This window comes from Virgibacillus tibetensis (assembly GCF_036026595.1).
Lineage (GTDB): Bacteria > Bacillota > Bacilli > Bacillales > Amphibacillaceae > Virgibacillus_P > Virgibacillus_P tibetensis.
In genome coordinates, this window is the sequence record NZ_JARZFX010000002.1 from 701,370 (window position 1) to 719,253 (window position 17,884).

18 protein-coding genes are annotated in these 17,884 nt (G+C 38.6%); 4 read left to right on the forward strand and 14 right to left on the reverse strand.

The window, feature by feature from the left end:
* Nucleotides 1-49: 49 nt before the first annotated feature.
* Genes gcvPB through QGM71_RS08065 form a run of 3 tightly spaced genes read right to left on the reverse strand, consistent with a single transcriptional unit; the run spans nucleotide 50 to nucleotide 3,859 of the window.
* On the reverse strand, nucleotides 50-1,624 hold the full coding sequence (gene gcvPB / locus QGM71_RS08055; RefSeq protein ID WP_327607006.1) for an aminomethyl-transferring glycine dehydrogenase subunit GcvPB: 1,575 nt from the start codon (nucleotides 1,622-1,624) through the stop codon (nucleotides 50-52).
* Between the two features lie 22 nt (nucleotides 1,625-1,646).
* Nucleotides 1,647-3,041: an aminomethyl-transferring glycine dehydrogenase subunit GcvPA gene (gcvPA, locus tag QGM71_RS08060; RefSeq protein WP_327607007.1), complete on the reverse strand. Its 1,395-nt coding sequence runs from the start codon at nucleotides 3,039-3,041 to the stop codon at nucleotides 1,647-1,649.
* A 38-nt stretch (nucleotides 3,042-3,079) separates the two neighbouring features.
* Complete coding sequence (locus tag QGM71_RS08065; protein ID WP_327607008.1) at nucleotides 3,080-3,859, reverse strand: SDR family NAD(P)-dependent oxidoreductase; 780 nt, start codon at nucleotides 3,857-3,859, stop codon at nucleotides 3,080-3,082.
* A gap of 403 nt (nucleotides 3,860-4,262) precedes the next feature.
* On the opposite strand from QGM71_RS08065, the gene QGM71_RS08070 reads away from it, so the two are divergent.
* From QGM71_RS08070 to QGM71_RS08085, 4 genes are read left to right on the forward strand one after another with little or no spacing between them, the layout of a single operon-like run.
* Entirely contained in the window at nucleotides 4,263-5,444 is a 1,182-nt protein-coding gene (locus QGM71_RS08070) for a galactokinase (RefSeq protein ID WP_327607009.1), read from the forward strand.
* Nucleotides 5,445-6,449, forward strand: coding sequence for a UDP-glucose 4-epimerase GalE (gene galE, locus QGM71_RS08075; RefSeq protein WP_327607010.1), 1,005 nt, complete (start codon nucleotides 5,445-5,447; stop codon nucleotides 6,447-6,449).
* Nucleotides 6,446-7,924 (forward strand): UDP-glucose--hexose-1-phosphate uridylyltransferase, encoded by a 1,479-nt coding sequence (galT, locus tag QGM71_RS08080; protein WP_327607011.1) that lies wholly within the window; start codon nucleotides 6,446-6,448, stop codon nucleotides 7,922-7,924. The genes galE and galT overlap by 4 nt, the downstream gene beginning before the upstream one ends.
* Nucleotides 7,925-7,936: 12 nt before the next feature.
* Nucleotides 7,937-8,977 (forward strand): aldose epimerase family protein, encoded by a 1,041-nt coding sequence (locus tag QGM71_RS08085; protein ID WP_327607012.1) that lies wholly within the window; start codon nucleotides 7,937-7,939, stop codon nucleotides 8,975-8,977.
* Nucleotides 8,978-9,201: 224 nt separating this feature from the next.
* Here the strand turns inward: QGM71_RS08085 and QGM71_RS08090 are convergent, their stop codons facing one another.
* The 11 genes from QGM71_RS08090 to QGM71_RS08140 form a co-directional block, all read right to left on the reverse strand.
* A complete protein-coding gene (locus QGM71_RS08090; RefSeq protein WP_327607013.1) occupies nucleotides 9,202-9,966 on the reverse strand; it encodes an endonuclease/exonuclease/phosphatase family protein in 765 nt (254 codons plus the stop codon).
* Between the two features lie 143 nt (nucleotides 9,967-10,109).
* Nucleotides 10,110-10,946 carry a hypothetical protein gene (locus QGM71_RS08095; RefSeq protein WP_327607014.1) on the reverse strand — a complete coding sequence of 279 codons (837 nt, stop codon included), beginning with the start codon at nucleotides 10,944-10,946 and terminating at the stop codon, nucleotides 10,110-10,112.
* A 14-nt stretch (nucleotides 10,947-10,960) separates the two neighbouring features.
* Nucleotides 10,961-11,584 (reverse strand): NUDIX hydrolase, encoded by a 624-nt coding sequence (locus QGM71_RS08100; protein WP_327607015.1) that lies wholly within the window; start codon nucleotides 11,582-11,584, stop codon nucleotides 10,961-10,963.
* Between the two features lie 12 nt (nucleotides 11,585-11,596).
* Nucleotides 11,597-11,881, reverse strand: coding sequence for a hypothetical protein (locus tag QGM71_RS08105; RefSeq protein WP_327607016.1), 285 nt, complete (start codon nucleotides 11,879-11,881; stop codon nucleotides 11,597-11,599).
* The gene (locus QGM71_RS08110; protein ID WP_327607017.1) at nucleotides 11,862-12,344 is read right to left on the reverse strand and encodes a hypothetical protein; all 483 of its coding nucleotides are present in this window, start codon (nucleotides 12,342-12,344) and stop codon (nucleotides 11,862-11,864) included. Before QGM71_RS08110 ends, QGM71_RS08105 begins: the two co-directional genes overlap by 20 nt.
* Nucleotides 12,345-12,448: 104 nt before the next feature.
* Entirely contained in the window at nucleotides 12,449-12,763 is a 315-nt protein-coding gene (locus tag QGM71_RS08115; protein WP_327607018.1) for a hypothetical protein, read from the reverse strand.
* A 33-nt stretch (nucleotides 12,764-12,796) separates the two neighbouring features.
* Nucleotides 12,797-13,663 (reverse strand): phosphohexomutase domain-containing protein, encoded by an 867-nt coding sequence (locus QGM71_RS08120; RefSeq protein WP_327607019.1) that lies wholly within the window; start codon nucleotides 13,661-13,663, stop codon nucleotides 12,797-12,799.
* Nucleotides 13,656-14,192 (reverse strand): phosphohexomutase domain-containing protein, encoded by a 537-nt coding sequence (locus QGM71_RS08125; protein ID WP_327607020.1) that lies wholly within the window; start codon nucleotides 14,190-14,192, stop codon nucleotides 13,656-13,658. The genes QGM71_RS08120 and QGM71_RS08125 overlap by 8 nt, the downstream gene beginning before the upstream one ends.
* 17 nt (nucleotides 14,193-14,209) lie before the next feature.
* Nucleotides 14,210-15,142 (reverse strand): ABC transporter permease, encoded by a 933-nt coding sequence (locus tag QGM71_RS08130; protein ID WP_327607021.1) that lies wholly within the window; start codon nucleotides 15,140-15,142, stop codon nucleotides 14,210-14,212.
* 307 nt (nucleotides 15,143-15,449) lie between these two features.
* Nucleotides 15,450-16,127, reverse strand: coding sequence for an N-acetylmannosamine-6-phosphate 2-epimerase (locus QGM71_RS08135; protein WP_327607022.1), 678 nt, complete (start codon nucleotides 16,125-16,127; stop codon nucleotides 15,450-15,452).
* 12 nt (nucleotides 16,128-16,139) lie between these two features.
* Nucleotides 16,140-17,705, reverse strand: coding sequence for a maltose/glucose-specific PTS transporter subunit IIC (locus tag QGM71_RS08140; RefSeq protein ID WP_327607023.1), 1,566 nt, complete (start codon nucleotides 17,703-17,705; stop codon nucleotides 16,140-16,142).
* Nucleotides 17,706-17,884 lie beyond the last annotated feature (179 nt).

Below are 17,884 nucleotides of genomic sequence, written 5' to 3' on the forward strand. Positions count from 1 at the left end.
CCTCCCTTGGAAAATCTTTTTATTGAAAATTTTAATAGCTTGTAGTGTATCAACTAGTCACTTCTGATCTTTTTGTTTTTTTCAAATACGCTCTCCACGTAATTGCCCATTTCTCCGGGTCTTCAAAGCGATCATGTTCAACTACGGGGTGGATCGAGCTATTATATGGTGCGTTTTTAACTTTTTCAGGATCTGTATAAGCTTCGTTGACAATATGGGTTAAGGATGCAATATATTCATCCAAGTCTGCTTTCGAGTACGATTCTGTAGGTTCGAGTGTAAACGGCTGTGGTACCACAAATGGATGATGACTGGTCCAATACTGATGAGCAAAATCTGCCATTCTCCGAGATATGTCATCTGTTGTTATTCCAGTATCCTCCGTTAACTGTTCCCAGCTGTAACGTACTTGTTCAAGCCGCTTCCCTTTAATATAAGGTGCGCTTGCGCCCTTAATTTTTAATATTTGATGGTATAAATAGTTATTGTTAAGAACAGCCGTTTCTGCTACATCTTTTAATCCGTCTGCTCCAAGTGCACGAATCCAGGCATATGCCCTAAGAATATTTTGTGGTACACCATGATAAGAACGGACTTTTCCAATACTGTGGTCCAGATCGTCATTTAATTTATAGCGGTTCCCATCTTTTTCAACGATTGGCCCCGGTAGAAATGACTTCAATCTTTCCGTTACCCCTAAAGCTCCTGCAGCCGGTCCACCAGACGCATGTGGAGTAGAGAAAGTCTTATGAAGATTAAAGAAACACATATCAAATCCTGCCTCTTTAGCTCTTGTAATACCTAATAGTCCGTTGGCATTTGCTTGGTCATAATAACAAATACCTCCAGCCTCTCGGACAATTTTCGTAAATTCTTTAATTCTTGAATTATAGATCCCGGTATCCTCTGGGTTTGCTACCACAAATCCAGCTGTTTTATCAGAGACAACCTCTTTTAATTTCTCAATATCCGGAAAGCCATCTGCATCCGGATACAACGTAATCACTTTATACCCTTTTACAGCTGCAGTTGCCGCCTGGGCTGGATGTGAGAAGATAGTAGTGATAATTTCGTCACGTTGATCTGCTTCTCCGTTCGCTTCATGGTAGGCTCTCACAATAGAAGCCATTGCAAAAAGCGCTTGCGTACCTGAGCCCGGCTGGAATGAAAAGTTATCCATTCCAGAAATCTCACGCATATATAAATCAAGGTTGTGGGTTACTTCAAGCATACCCTGCACCGTTTCTTCGTCCTGTTTTGGATGAAGTGCTGTCATTTTATGTGAAGATGCGAATACTTCATTAATTTTTGGCGAGTATTTCATAGTACATGTACCTTGCCCTACCTCCACATTGAATGCTGCACCCAAGGTTTCTTGAGACAGACGCAGATAATGCCGTAGCACACGATTCTGTGTAATCTCAGGAAGTTCCGGTTTACTCTTACGTTTCAAAGCATTCGGAATCACCGATACACCGTCACCAATTGATTCAACTACCTCTTGTTCAGCAGTGGGAGGGATTATTCCGCGCTCCCCTTCTTGATGAAGTTCAAAGATAATTGGTTCATCCCATTTTGCCTGATGGAAATTTCGTACTTTATGATCTCTGTTAATTGCTTTCACTCTGCTCCCTCTTTTCTATAGGTTATTTAAAAGATCTAACAGCTTGAACCAGCTGATCAATATCTTCCTTCAAATGAATTTCAGTTACACAATAAAGTGCGCATTGGCCTAATTCCGGGAATTCCTCAGACAGGTCAATTCCACCGAAGATACCTTTTTCCCGCAATTTTTTATTAATTTCTTTTACAGTTAAAGCCGTTTCGTTAAAATCAACAACGAACTCTTTAAAGTTAACACCCTTGAAATGCGATGCAGTTATACCTTCAATCTTATCTAATTCATGAACGGCATACTGAGAACGCTGCATGATCGTTTGTCCAAGTTCTTTCATTCCCTCAGGACCCATTAATGCTAGATATACACCAGCAGTAATCGCCCACATGGATGTTTGTGTACCGACTGATTCTTTTCCTTTTTCCCGTTGTGCCATGGAAGTACGTCCATAAAGAACGTCACCAAATCCATACTCCCCTTCTTTGATCGTAGGCGCTACACCAAACAATCTGGAAGGAAACTCTTCGACATATTTAACTTCATCTCTTGTAGCTATGAACCCTGACAGCCCACCACCATAATTCATATGAATTCCAAGTGGCTGCAGTTCTCCACATACAATATCCGCACCATATCGGCTTGGTGGCTCCATTACTCCTAATGAGCTTGGATCCACGCCTACAATAGTAATGGCATTATGTTCTTTCGCGAGATCACCAATCTCTTTACATGCAGTCTCTATGAAGCCCAGGTAACTCGGGTTTTCAAAATAAACTGCTGCAGTTTTTTCTGATAGTTTTTTCTTTAAATCATCTAAGTCCATCTCTCCAGACTCTGGATTATAATCAACTAATGTAATTTTAATATGTGGCGAACAATAGTTCTTGATAATTTTCAATCTGTCTGGTGAAATAGTTTTAGGTATCAACACCTCGTAGCGATCAGTCATACGAGAAGCCATTCGAATAGATGTAGCTGCAGCCTGTGCCCAGTCAAATGTAGGTACATTGACAACATCCATGTCAACCAGCTCAGCTACTAAACTCTGATACTCAAAAAGCACTTGAAATCTGCCATGGTCCTCATACTCATCACCAGCATACGCGGTAAGGAATTCCGCTCTTGAGTTAACTTCATCACACACAGCAGGTACATAATGTTCCCAGCAGCCTCCACCTAAGAAGCTAATAACATCTTTTGTGCTGACATTTTTGCTTAATGTCTTTTCCAGGTTTCTGCTTAGTTCATACTCGGACAAAGCATCTGGTATATTCAGTTTTTTGTTATACTTTAAATCGTCAGGAATTCCTGCAAATAACTCTTCCACACTATTTGCACCAATAATTCGTAACATTTCATCCCTTACTTCAGGTACAGTATTTGGAATGTATGGATGTGCAATCGTTGATTTTACGTCTGCCATTTCACTCTCTCCTTTATGTATTTGATTCATTAAAACCTTTAAGCCAATCCTCCACCATCAACAACTAAAGTCGTTCCGGAAACCCAGGCAGATAAATCGCTGGCTAAATATAATACACCTTTTGCGATATCGTCCGGTGTCCCGATCCTACGTAGTGGGCGGTCAATTCCAGAGGATACCAAGAATTCCTTCTCATCTAATTTTAATTGCTCTGCTTCTCCTCTTAAGAGCGGCGTATCAGTGTCCCCTGGGCAGATACAATTCACACGGATATTATCTCCTCCATGATCAATTGCCATTGCTTTGGTAACATTGACAACACCAGCTTTAGCTGCACAATAAGAAACAGCATTATCTCCTCCCTTTAAGCCCCATCCTGATCCTGTATTGATTATGCTGCCTCCACCATTCTTAGCCATGAGAGGGATCGCATATTTTGAAAGCAAGAAAACACTTTTTAATGAGACATTCATTACTAAATCCCAATCGGCTTCACTATGATCTACCGTGTTCTTTCTACGAATAACTCCAGCATTATTAAACAAAATATCAACCTTATGGTAATCGCTTTCAATTTTCTCGATAACCGTTTGGCAATTTTCACTTGAAGTTACATCACAAGTGAAAAAAGTTGCTTTCCCACCGTTTTCACCTATTATCTTTGCCTGTTTCATGCCTTCTTCTGAGTTAATGTCCAGCATAATAACCTGACATCCCGATTCAGCTAATAGTTTGGAAGATGCCAGTCCAATTCCAGACGCAGCACCTGTGATAACCGCAACCTTGTCTTTTACACCAATTAATTCTTCATAGTTCATTTGTGTCATCCTTTCCGTTTATGCTAAAAATAACTTAGTTAATTTAATTAATTAATAAGATTTTAACTTATATTATCACGATGTAAAAATCGTGTCAATATTATTTTTATTTATTTTCTAATAATTTTAAACTTTTATTTTCCGCTATAAAAAGAATACATAAGCAAGTGGTTTACCCTGAATTCCCCTTGTATAACCACTAAATTAACACTATTTTCCACTTATGTAATTTGACTAATTATTTCTTTGTTCAACCATTTCCTTAAGTACAGCTGTTACATTTTTTTAAAATAGCAATTGATTACTGTAATTATTTATTGTAGACTATTGATATTAATTAAATTAATTAACTTACTTTATTTTAGTAGATACATTAACTACTTGTAAACAGCAGGGGGTACCTATGACAATTCCTAACTTAACACAATCATTTAAATCCACTTTCCAAACAAACGAAACACCGGCTACCTTTTTCGCTCCCGGACGCATCAACTTAATTGGTGAACATACTGACTATAATGGCGGTCACGTTTTCCCTGCTGCCATTTCATTTGGCACCTATGCACTCGGGTTAAAGCGAAATGATCAGAAAATACGATTTTACTCATTGAATTTTCCAGAGGTCGGAATAATTGAATGTGATCTTACGGATCTTTCCTATCAAGCAAAGCATGATTGGGCGAACTACCCGAAAGGCATGATTCAAATGCTCATGGAGGATGGCCATTCGATAACTAAAGGGATGGATATTTTATTTTATGGAAACATTCCAAATGGTGCTGGTCTCTCCTCCTCTGCCTCCATAGAAATGGCCACTGGAGTGCTAATGGAAAATATGTTCAACTTGAATATTGACCGAATTTCCATGGTGAAATTGGGTCAGCAGGTCGAAAATAAGTACCTCGGGGTTAACAGTGGAATTATGGATCAATTTGCGATTGGCATGGGAAAGAAAGATCATGCCATTCTATTAAACTGTCAGACATTGGAATATGACTATGCTCCAATCCAGCTCGCCGATCACGTTATTATCATTATAAATACGAATAAACAGCGGACATTGGCGGGATCTAGGTATAATGAAAGACGTGCCCAGTGTGAGCAGGCACTTGCTGATTTACAGACTGAACTGTCTATTACCAGTCTAGGAGAGTTATCCAATGATGAATTTGAAAGCCATAAGCATTTGATAAAAGATGAAATAAATCAAAAACGTGCGAAACATGCCGTTTATGAAAATACACGTACATTAAAAGCCATGGAAAAATTACGCCAAGGTAACCTGAAGGCATTTGGTGAGCTAATGAACGAATCCCATCTTTCACTAAAGCAGGATTATGAGGTTACTGGCATGGAACTGGACACGGTTGTAAAAGCTGCCTGGGATCAAAAAGGTGTGTTGGGGGCCCGCATGACTGGCGCTGGTTTTGGCGGATGTGCTATTGCTATTGTTGAAAAAGACAAAGTGGATGCTTTTAAGGAAAACGTAAATCGCATCTATCACGAAACAGTCGGGTATGATGCAACGTTTTATACTGCAGCAATTGGTGGCGGTGCACAAAAAATGATGGAAGAGGTGCTGTAGATGAGTGTTTTAGTTCTGGGTGGCGCGGGTTATATCGGATCCCACGCTGTTTATCAGTTAATCGATCAAGGAGAACAGGTCGTCGTTGTAGATAGTTTGGAGACAGGTCACATAGGTGCTGTGCATCCGAATTCCACATTTTATGAGGGCGATATTCGAGATCTTGATTTTTTGCGTAAGGTTTTTAAAAAAGAATCTATTGATGCCGTTATTCATTTTGCCGCAAATTCGCTGGTAGGCGAATCCATGGAAAATCCATTGAAGTATTTTGATAACAACGTGTATGGCACACAGGTACTGTTGAAGGCAATGGTTGAGCATGACGTGAAGCATATTGTATTTTCCTCCACTGCAGCAACATATGGCGAACCAGAAGCAGTCCCGATCACGGAGGAAATGCCAACCATTCCAACGAATGCATATGGCGAAACCAAACTGACGATGGAAAAACTAATGAAGTGGACAGAGCAGGCGCATAATATTAACTATGCCTCCTTGCGTTATTTCAATGTCGCTGGTGCAAGAGAATCCGGTGAAACTGGTGAGGATCACCGACCAGAAACACATCTTGTACCGATCATTTTACAGACCGCGCTTGGCCAGCGCCCGCATATTACTATTTTCGGAGAAGATTATGACACGGAGGATGGTACGTGCATTCGCGATTATGTTCATGTGGAAGACCTTATTTCTGCACATCTTCTTGCATTGGATTATTTAAAAGCTGGTGGGAAAAGCGATGTTTTCAACCTTGGAAGCAATCAGGGTTTTTCCGTAAAAGAAATGATCGATACAGCTCGCACGGTAACTGGAAAAGAAATTCCGGCAGTCGGTGGACCGCGTCGTGCTGGTGATCCAAGCGTTTTGATTGCCAGCTCGAAAAAGGCAAAACATGTCTTAGGCTGGCAGCCATCACGAACGTCAATTACTAAAATCATGCAGGATGCCTGGGATTGGCATGTATCACATCCACATGGATATTCAGAAGGAGTTGAACATAGATGATCTATCACTACCTGACTGGACTTATCCAAAAAGCTGTCGAAGTAGAACTTATAGAACCTTCAGATACTATTTATGTACGCAATCAGGTAATGAATCTGTTGAACTTGGAATCTTTTCCGGAGAACGTTGAAGCACTGGAGGATGACTCCATTCCCAATCTGCTTGAAAAAATTATTGGTTACGCTGTAGACCATTGCGTGATAGAGGATAATTTTGACGACAAGGAAATTCTTACCGCCAACATCATGAACTGTTTCGTTGCACGTCCTTCTGTTGTAAATGGTCTATTTAATGAAAAATACAAGCAATCACCAGAAGCGGCCACAAGCTATTTTTATATTCTAAGTAAAAACAGCAACTATATCCAGATGAACCGAATAGAAAAAAACATTCATTTTAAGGCCGACACAGCTTATGGTGAACTCGACATAACAATTAATCTCTCTAAACCAGAGAAAGACCCAGAGCAAATCAAACGGGAAAAAGAATTAAAAAAAGACGTGGAATATCCAGCGTGTGTTCTTTGTCCAGAAAATGAAGGCTATGCCGGTCGTATCGGCTATCCGGCTCGCGCCAATCACCGCATCGTCCAAGTTCCACTAGTAGGTGAAAATTGGTACCTGCAATATTCGCCCTATGTTTATTATAATGAACACAGCATCGTACTGGCGGAAGAACATCGTGATATGAAAATTAACAAAGCGGCTTTCGAAAGACTAGTAACATTTACAGAGAAATTCCCGCACTACTTTATCGGATCAAACGCAGATCTGCCGATTGTTGGCGGCTCCATATTAAGCCACGACCATTACCAGGCAGGACATTATGAATTTGCCATGACGAACGCGGCGGATACCTTTACCTTTTCACTGGGAAAATATAACGCTGTTTCTGCATCTGTATTGAAATGGCCTTTATCTGTAATTCGCCTGAAAAGTAATCTTAAAAAGGAGCTGCTTCAGGCCGGGGATCATATTTTACAAGCATGGAAAATGTATTCAGATCCTTTAGCTGATGTAAAAGCCTTCACGGGGGACACGCCACATAATACAGTTACACCAATTGCAAGATTGCGCGACGGACTATACGAGCTTGATCTTGTCCTTCGCAATAATCGGACATCTGAAGAACATCCGCTCGGTATCTTTCATCCCCATGCTGATGTCCATCATATTAAGAAGGAAAATATTGGTTTAATTGAAGTGATGGGATTGGCAGTTTTACCAGCCAGATTGAAAGAAGAATTACACGAAATTAAGCAGTTTTTACTTGAAAGTCCGTGTGACGTTGCAGCGTACCATCAGGATTGGGCTAGTGAATTAAAACAGAACTATGGTACACTTTCTGATGAGAAACTGGTGGATGAAATTTTAAAAAAGGAATTAGGCAATAAATTTGCAAGAGTCCTGGAAGATGCCAGTGTTTTTAAAGATAAGGCAGCATTTCAGCGATTTATCGAGACTTTAAATGAGTAGGTGGCTAGTGCATTGAACATAGAAAAACAGACAATCTTAGAAAAATGGATCGAATATACACTAACTAATGATAATGGAATGTCTATCAGCGTACTGAATTTTGGTGGTATTATCACTAAAATTATGGTTCCAGATCGAAAAGGAAACCTGGAAAATGTGGTGCTGGGTTATAAAAATCACACTGACTATGAGCGTAACCCTCATTTCTTCGGAGCACTTGTTGGTCGCGTTGCTGGCAGGATTCAAGGTGCTTCCTTTGAACTCAATGGCCAAACGTATTCATTGGAAGCAAATGATGGTGAAAATCATCTGCACGGGGGAACGAGTGGATTTCATCAGGTTATCTGGCAGGTCGAATCCTTTCAATTGAAGAATGCTTTAGGATTAAAGCTGTCTCATCAAAGTGCTGATCGAGATGGAGGCTATCCAGGTAATCTTGATGTCGAGGTTATCTATACATGGAACAACAGTAATGAACTGAGCATTGATTATCGGGCAAATTCGGACCAGGACACTCCCCTGGCTTTAACCAATCATTCTTATTTTAATTTAAGTGGCGATCTAAAGGCTACGGTCCAAAATCATCAGGTAACCATAGATAGCGATTATTTTGTCGAACTGGATGAGCAGTTGATCCCAACTGGAGAAAAGCTGCCAGTTTCAGGTTCCACCTTCGACTTCCGAAGCGGACAAAAACTTCGTGCAGGATTCCAGGATACCGCAGCACAACATAATATTGCTGATCATGGCTATGATCATTACTTTATTTTCAATAATAAAGCAGGAGTAAATGCCGTGGCAATAGATGAGGAATCCGGCAGAACGTTAACCATTAAAACCGATCAGCCTGGTATGGTACTATATACTGCAAACAGTCTGAGTAATAACCTTGAGTTAAGAGAAGCAGCCTCAAGAAATCATTTAGGTGTTTGTTTCGAAACCCAAGCGCCCCCCGCTTCCTTACATCACACAGGCTTCCCTGACGTGATCCTCCCAGCAGGAACGGAATATAATAAACGCACTGTATTTTCATTTGGTGTCGATAAAAAGTAACTGTGTTTGTCGATATTTCCCGGGAAATGATGAAGATACATAAGAAAAAGCTGAATCGTAGAAGTTGATTTCCACTTCTGGCGGATTAGCTTTTTTGTTCTTTTGAGGATGGTGAAGGAGCTCGACCAATTTGGCTTATTTATTTACCGATTCATTACTATAAAATTTCAACACACAAAAAGAGCGTATCTCTACAACGAAATACGCTCTTTTAACTATTGGATCTATCGCTTAATCTTCATTTCAGTCACCAATGGTAAATGATCAAAATCTTCTGTATAAATAACTCGTTGGTTTGAGTGCTCTATAGATGGTGAAGAAAGAATATAATCAATTCTCTTTATAGGATTAATCACCGGGAATGTATTGGCATCTTCAATATCTGCGAAACTATCTACAAAGTTTCCTTGTTCCAACAACAATTGAAATTCCTCACTGTCAGGTTCTGCATTCAGGTCACCTAATAATATTCTCGGTCCTTCAAAAGAAGAAGTTACATCAATAATCTCATCTACTTGTGCTAGTCTACTAGGTACATCCAAGCCTAAATGTGTATTATATACATTCACGTGGATACCTCTAACATTCACCGTCGCTCGAAGGAGACCGCGTTGCTCCTTACCAAAGCTGCTTAAAAATGTGTTTTCTGAATCAATGATTGGATACTTACTTAAAATCCCTGTACCATACTGTCTGTTTTGCTCTTGACCTTCTGCAGGATCCAAATCCAAATTGGCACCATAGACATAATGATAACCCAGTAATTCAGCTAGTTCTTTTGCTTGATCTTGAAAATCACTTCGATCTCCATAAAATCTGTCAACCTCTTGAATGCCTATAATTTCTGCATCAGCATCTTTCATTACATCTGCAATTCGTTCTAGGCTTAACTCACCATCCAGCCCTACGCCATGGTAAATATTATAGGACATTACATTAATATCCACTTCTTCGCCATACCCATTAGTTGCAAATACATTAGTAGACATCGAAAAAATCATCAAAATACTTACAGTTACTCCAATAATCTCTCCTCTATTAATAATTTTATTTAAATACTAAATTTTCCCCTCCCACTCTTTGTTATTTATATATAAGTAAATTCATGGATGTACTATATTAAAGAAGAAGCTTATAAAGCGTCTATTTCTACCTTTATATATGTTCTATCATCAAATGAGATGTTATTCTTAGCGACTCCTTTTGTTCCCATATTCTCTTCAATACAAAGGGGATCAATCTCTAGCAGCCTTTTCAGTTCTCTTTCAGTTTCTTCCAGACTTCCATAAATCTTCGGATATCCATCAGAACCTAGTGAAATATACTCTGTATTTGGTGGAATATCTATTGTTTTAATTAACTCCAATGGAATAGTGAAACCATTGACAACTGCGTAACTTAAAGAACTGGCAGGTGTAGCATTCTGGAAGTTATATTGTTTTTGAATTAGCGGTTTAATTAACTCAAATCCAATATCATCGACCATTAGTTCTTCTGGCTTTTTTCCCACTTGCAGTTCACCTTTCATAATGATACTTCTTACTTCTTCAAAAACTTCATCTACCCGCTTTATATTTTGATGAAGTGTATCATTATAAAAACATTGACAATCACCAATCATCCACACTCTTTGGTGGTACTTACTGTAAATAATCATAGAGGCACTTGGGCGTATATATGGCTTTTCTTGAATCTCATCTTCTATTTCCAACCTTTTATACAACTGTTGGTAATTGGAATTGATCGCTTGAACGATTGCTTCAATATCTTCTTTTCCACCTAAATGTAAAAAAGTCTGTTTAATAGTTGACGCTGCTAATTGTCCGGGAGTTTTTCCTGAAAATTCTCTATCAGAAACATTTGTTGCTCCATCAATAACTACCGCAAAATGATCATTACAGAAATACGTATCCTCACAATACCTTATATTTCCTGTTTTCGATTGAATGAACTTTTCTACTATCCTCATAACAGTTCTCCTTATTAATGAAAATACACTTTCCCGTTCGCTTGTTCTGCTATTTGAATTGCTGTCTTTATTTGGTCAGGTGTTATTCTCTCCTTTGAAAGAGGGGGTAGCTCATTATAAGCAAAAAATGCTACATCATTTGTTTCGATACTGTTTTTCAGTTCTCCACTTATAATCTCGCATTTAAAATAAATTGTATAAATATATTGCATGGTTACGGAAGGACGTGTTTTGGTCTGATCAAAAAAGGAAAGCAGCTTTGTAGTTTTAGTTCGTAATCCCGTTTCTTCTATAATTTCCTTTTCAATATTTTCACTAGGGGATAAACCTACGTCACACCATCCTCCAGGTAAACACCATAATCCATCAGCAGCTTCTTTCACCATTAATATTTTACTGTTTTTTATTACAACTCCCCTAACTGCAACTTTGGGGGTGGTATAGCCTGTCTCTATTGGCAATAACTCTGTAACTTCTTCCGCATTTATTCCCGAAATATGGGATAACATTTGTATTGCAGTTTCATTTATCTGATGGTACCTTTCTCTGTCAAACACGTCTGATCCATATGCCAGTCCAGTTTGGGCAATACTTCTTAAATCCCTGGCCCAGAGTTTAATTTGTTCCGCAGTCTCCATCTATCATCACCCTTAATATGCTGTATTTTCAATTTCAAGCGCATTGTTTTTTATGTTCATCCAACTGGTTCTACTATCAACCGTAATTTCGCTTCCGTTAAAATTACCTTTGTATTGTATTAGTTTATTTAAATACTTGGACATAGGGAGTTCAGACATAAATTTCGGATTATCCATTGATGATCTCTGAGCTGGAAACCACCCCGCTTTACTTAGAAAATCCAGTTGAGTTTCTTCCAGTTCCATAAAGTGAAAGAGGTTTTCAACACCTTCGTTTTTATTTAAGACTAAGACCATTTCCAACTATCTGAACACTGTCCCTATTATTTGAGATAAACGGCTCCACTTCAAATTCAAAGCTATTTCCAATTAGATCCTGAATAGTTTGGAGATGTTGAGAGGTTGTAATTAATACACCGACCTCCATATTTGAAAACCTTGTAATTGCCATGTGATTATCAAGTGGCGGAATCAGCTCATATTCGTTAACAAGCATATTCCACATTTCCTCAAATGTATAAGTTTCCCCAATCGAGGTCCCGCCTCTATAGGAGTTCCAATATAAAGGGATATTTTGATCAAAATGAAACAACCAAAAGCGGTCTGCCTCATTTTTTCCATTTGATTTCCCTTGTATTTTTTCATATTCTTTTAGTGATTCTTCAGTTGAAAACGGATAGATAGTAGATTCCTCAGGTAAATGGTTGTTTAAAATTGAACGGTTCAAAAATATAAGCGGAATTTCAATACCTATAGGCAAGGCATATAGAGTATCATTGTATTGAAACGCACTAATGATTGAATGATGATACTTACTAGTTATCCCCTTTAAAAATTCGTCAATTGAAAGCGCATTATGGTTAGTTATGATTTCATCATACCATAATTAGAATTCATTTCTACAACATCTGGTCCTTCACGATTCTCAGCGGATAAATTCAGTTCCTCAAGAAGTGAATCCACATCACTGAATTTTCTTACGTTCACTTTAATATTGGATTCCGTTTGAAATTGTTCTAAAGTTGAAGCTAATCCAGGAGTAGTTATCCATACACTTATTGTAGATTTATAGTCATCCTCTTTGCTTAAAACAAAATCCTGATTCAACAAATTTAAGATGTAAACTATCGAAATAATAACTACACATATTGATAAAATGAATAATAGTTTAAGCTTCATGTAATAACTACTCCTAGTGTTTATTTTATCTAATTATTTACTCCCAATTTTCTTTAATACGTTCTGAATAATAGATTCAATTTCCTTTTCATATGGAGATTCTACCATTATTCTTAAGAGCGGTTCTGTTCCAGAAAAGCGAATCAAACACCATGTTCCATCTTCCCATTCCCATTTAACACCATCAAATGTCTTATAATCTGATAACTTTTCTTGACGTACCTCTTCAGATTTTGCATTTGTTATGATTTCTTCAATATGGCTTTCATTTCCTGATTCATACGTATAATTATACTCTTTATAATACCTTTTCCCGAATTTACTTGTTATTTCATCACGGATAGTTTTTAGGGACTTTTTCGTATGTGCCAGCATTTCAAGTAGAATTCCAGCAGATAATATCGCATCTTTTTCTAACAGATGTCCTTTTATTGTTATACCACCAGAACTCTCTCCTCCTAGGATTGCATCTGTTTCAAGCATACCTTCTGCAATATGCTTAAATCCAACAGGCTTTTCGTAACATTGATAACCATAGCTTTGTGCAATAACATCTAATAAATGTGTGGTAGAAATATTCCGTACTACATTCCCTTTTACTTTCTTATATTCCAGTAAATAATAATATAGTATTGTAAGAATTTCGTTGGCATCTACATAATTACCTTCTTCATCGATTACAGCAATTCTGTCACCATCACCATCAGTAGCAATTCCTATGTCGTATTCATCTTCCTTCATCATAGCCATTAATCGCCATAATGTACTTTCCGTAGGGGCCGGAACTCTGCCTCCAAATAAGGGATCTGCTTTATCATGAATAATTTTGACATTTGAACGTGTATCTACTAATAAGGTTAACAAGGTGTTTACACCAGTTCCAAACATGGGATCATACAATACATAGCTCCATATCTAATTGTGATTCAATAAATGTTATAAATGCATTAGTGTAATTTTTTCTATTAACTAACCCACTAGATACAGCTTTATTATATGAAAGCTTTGATACTTCCTCTATACGGAGACTATTAATAACTTTTTCCAGGTTAGATGTAATAGATTCTGTTGCTGGAAAACCTCCTTCACACACATACTTTATTCCATTGTATATATGAGGATTGTGACTAGCTGTAAATGTAAGCCCTGCTGCAGCCTTTTCCTTCTTTGTAACAAAGTTTACTAATGGAGTTGGCACAGAAGGAGTTAATAAATTAACTTTTATCTGGTTCCCCGCAAAGACCTCCGATGATGCTTTAGCAAACTCTTCCGCCATAAAACGGTTGTCGTATCCTATAACCACACCAAGCTCTTGATTCCCTTCTTCGATGATTTGTTTGGAAACACCTTGCGAAAACTTTCGTACATTATCAAAAGTAAAATTTTCACCTATAATATCCCGCCACCCACCAGTTCCGAAATGTATCATAATACTCCTCCACTCTCTTATATATTAATATCTTTCTTGCCTGATAATAGGCTTATAATAATTAACGACATAATTGTTGCCAGAGATAAAATGGAAGCTAATGCAGCAGCTGTTCCAAAGTTAGCTGTGAATACTTCACCATAAATGGACACCGTAATTGTGGCTGTCGCTCCATAATAGAGTACAATGGTTGAACTTAATTCATTAATTGTAGTTACCCAACTTAGTATTGCTCCTGAAATTACGCCAGGTATCATTAATATAGCAGTCGTTTTGAAGAATGTTTTCATTGGTGGAACTCCCAGACTAATAGAAGCTTCTTCAACGCTCTTATCAATTTGGTGCAGTATTGCTGTGCTTGAACGCATGGTATAAGGTAATTTTCTTATACAATAGGCAATAACGAGGATAATCCATGTACCTGTTAATTCAATAGGTGGTTTATTAAAGGCAATAATTAAACTTATACCTAAAACTGTCCCTGGTATTACATATGGAATCATTACTAATGCTAATGCATCTAATAGAGATGTAAGTTTAGATGGCCTTCTAACTACCACATAGGATAATAATAATCCTGCAATAACCATGAAGACGATTGCTATACTAGCGTAAGTAAACGTATTTTGAATTGCCTGTGGAACTTTATACAAAACTTCTCTATAACTATCCAAGCTAAAACCGCCTGCAAATACCGGCCCATTAGTTTTAAGGAAAGAAGTTGTAATTACGGTAGCTTGTGGAATGATCGATAATGTTACTACCCCCATCACCATTAATGTTGCAGCAATTCTTTTCCCAGTACTTAGCTTTATAACCTTAGGTGGACGCAAAGCACTCATCGTATATGTTTTCTTTGATACTACATAACGTTGCACAAATAAAACCATTGTCGTTACGGTTAATAAGATCATGCTCAAAGTACTGGCCATCGCAGGATTGGAACCCATTTCACTCATCTTATCTGGCAACGCAAGTATTGATTCGATTAATAAATTTAACTTTCCTTCAATCCCTTCACCTTCAACAATGATTTGCCCATTTTCAATATAGATCCCACCATCTGGAACTACTTTATTTTCCAGTAAATTTTGGCATTTTTGATATAAGGTGAATTGTTCTGCAAGTACTTACGCTCCTTCCCATCATAGCGTAGCTCAAACAGAAAGAGCCATCTATAGAAGAAGCGAATTCAGCTTGAAATTTTCATGCTGAATCACACTCATCCATTTAATGGCATCAACAAGAGATAATCCTTTAGACGAAATCTTTAATTTCATTCGCAAATTTACTTGTAATATCTTGCGGTCTCGTGATTGCTCCACCAACAACAGCGGAGTAAACACTAAGTTCAAATACGCGCTTCAGCATTTCCGGTGTAGCGATATTACCTTCTGCGATAACCGGTTTTTCCACAGCCTGAAGTACTTCTTTCAAAAAAGCAAAATCCTTCTCATACATCTTTTTACCCTTTGTATCATTTGTATAACCATGTAATGTCGTGCCGATATAGTCAAAACCGAGTTTCTCCGCATTGACTGCTTCTTCCACTGTCGCAATATCAGCCATCAACTCTACGCCAGGGGCTTTTTGGCGCACATAGTCAACGAGCTCTTCCAGTGATTTTCCCGGTCTTTCACTGAAGGTTGCATCCATCGCGATCACTTCACAGCCGCTCTCGATCAATTCGTCAATCTCTTTTTTTGTCGCTGTAATGTATACCTCGGAAGCCGGATAATCCCTTTTTACAATTCCGATAACGGGAAGGTCGACTTCCTTTTTGATTTCAATAATATCTTCTTTTGAATTTGCTCTGATCCCTTTTGCTCCACCCTGATAAGCGGCCAAGGCCATCTTGCTCATGATGTAGGAGGAATGAAGTGGTTCATTCTCGAGAGCCTGACAGGATACAATCAAATGTTTTGGTAAATGCACAGTTTTCAACTCCTAATCTTCTAACACTTCTTCAATTTCATTTTTAATGACTGAAACCTGTGGGCCATATACTACCTGCACCCCGTCCCCTTTAAGGATAACACCTTTGCTTCCAGTTTCTTTTAACGCATCCCGGTTCACCTTTTCTCCATCTTTCACGGTAACACGCAGACGTGTTGCACAGTTATCCACGTCAACTAGGTTATCTTCTCCACCAAGCGCTTCAATAATAGCATATGGGCGATCTGCTTTCTCCATGTTGACCGTTTTTGCGCCAGCATCATCATCCGCATTAGCATCGACAACTTTTTCATCTTCACGACCAGGAGTTTTGTAGTTAAACTTCTTGATCAGGAAAGAGAACGTGAAGAAATACAGGAAGAACCAGATAATACCGATTGGAATGACATAGATCCAGTTCGTCAGCGCCTGACCTTGCAGGACACCGAACAGGATAAAATCGATGAAACCACCGGAGAATGTCTGTCCGATTGTGATTTGGAAAATATGTGTCAGCATAAATGCCAGACCGTCAAACACCGCATGCACAACATACAGTACTGGAGCCACGAAAAGGAATGAGAACTCCAATGGCTCTGTAATACCTGTCAAGAAAGAAGTTAGTGCAGCAGAAAGCATTAATCCGCCGACAACCTTCTTGTTTTTCGGTTTTGCCATACGATAAATCGCATAAGCGGCACCGAGCAGACCGAACATCATTGTAATAAAGCGTCCGGACATAAAACGGGATGTCCCTTCAAAGAACTTCTCTGTATTTGGATCACCAAGTTGGGCAAAGAAAATATTCTGTGTACCCTGAACTAATTGACCGCCAATCTCCATTGCCCCACCAAGTCCGGTTTGCCAGAACGGTAAATAGAAAATATGATGCAAGCCAAATGGTCCAAGCATACGAAGAATAAAGCCATAGAAAAAAGTTCCGATATAACCGGTTGCATTAACGATATCACCGATGTTGAAAATAAAGCTTTGGAAAATCGGCCATATGTAGTACATCGCAACCCCTAACAGTATTGCTGAAAACGATGTAATAATTGGTACGAAACGGGATCCACCAAAGAATCCCAAAAACTGAGGCAATTCGATTTTATTGAAGCGATTATGCAAGAGTCCTGCCATAATACCGACAACGATACCACCGAATACACCTGATTCAAGTGTCTGAATACCAAGGGCAAAACCTTGACCAACTGCTGATAAGTTCTCGGCAACCAAATTACCAGTAATGATCAATACCGCATTAATCGTTGCATTCATAACGAGATAGCCTATTAAAGCAGCCAACCCGGCAGTCCCTTTATCGGATTTTGCCAAACCAATGGCAACCCCGACAGCAAAGATAACTGGCAAGTTCGCGAATACAATATTACCGGCTGAACTCATAACTGTGAAAATGGCCTGAAGCCAAACAAAATCCAATACTGGATATGCGGCAACTGTATTTGGATTGGAAAGCGCCCCACCAATTCCTAATAAAAGACCAGCTGCAGGCAAAATTGCAATCGGTAACATAAACGACTTCCCAAATTGCTGCGCTTTACTGAAAAACTTTTTCATGATGTGCCTCCTATATGAAATGGATTATTTAACCAACGTGTTATTGATGAAGATAGTTATACATAAGAATCGTAGCCAGTTTTTTTGCTTACAAAGCTGATAGTCTCTTATGCTTCCCCGTTCAGAAAGGACTTTGCAGAATGAACTTCGAAAATAGAATACAATAATACAATTCCATA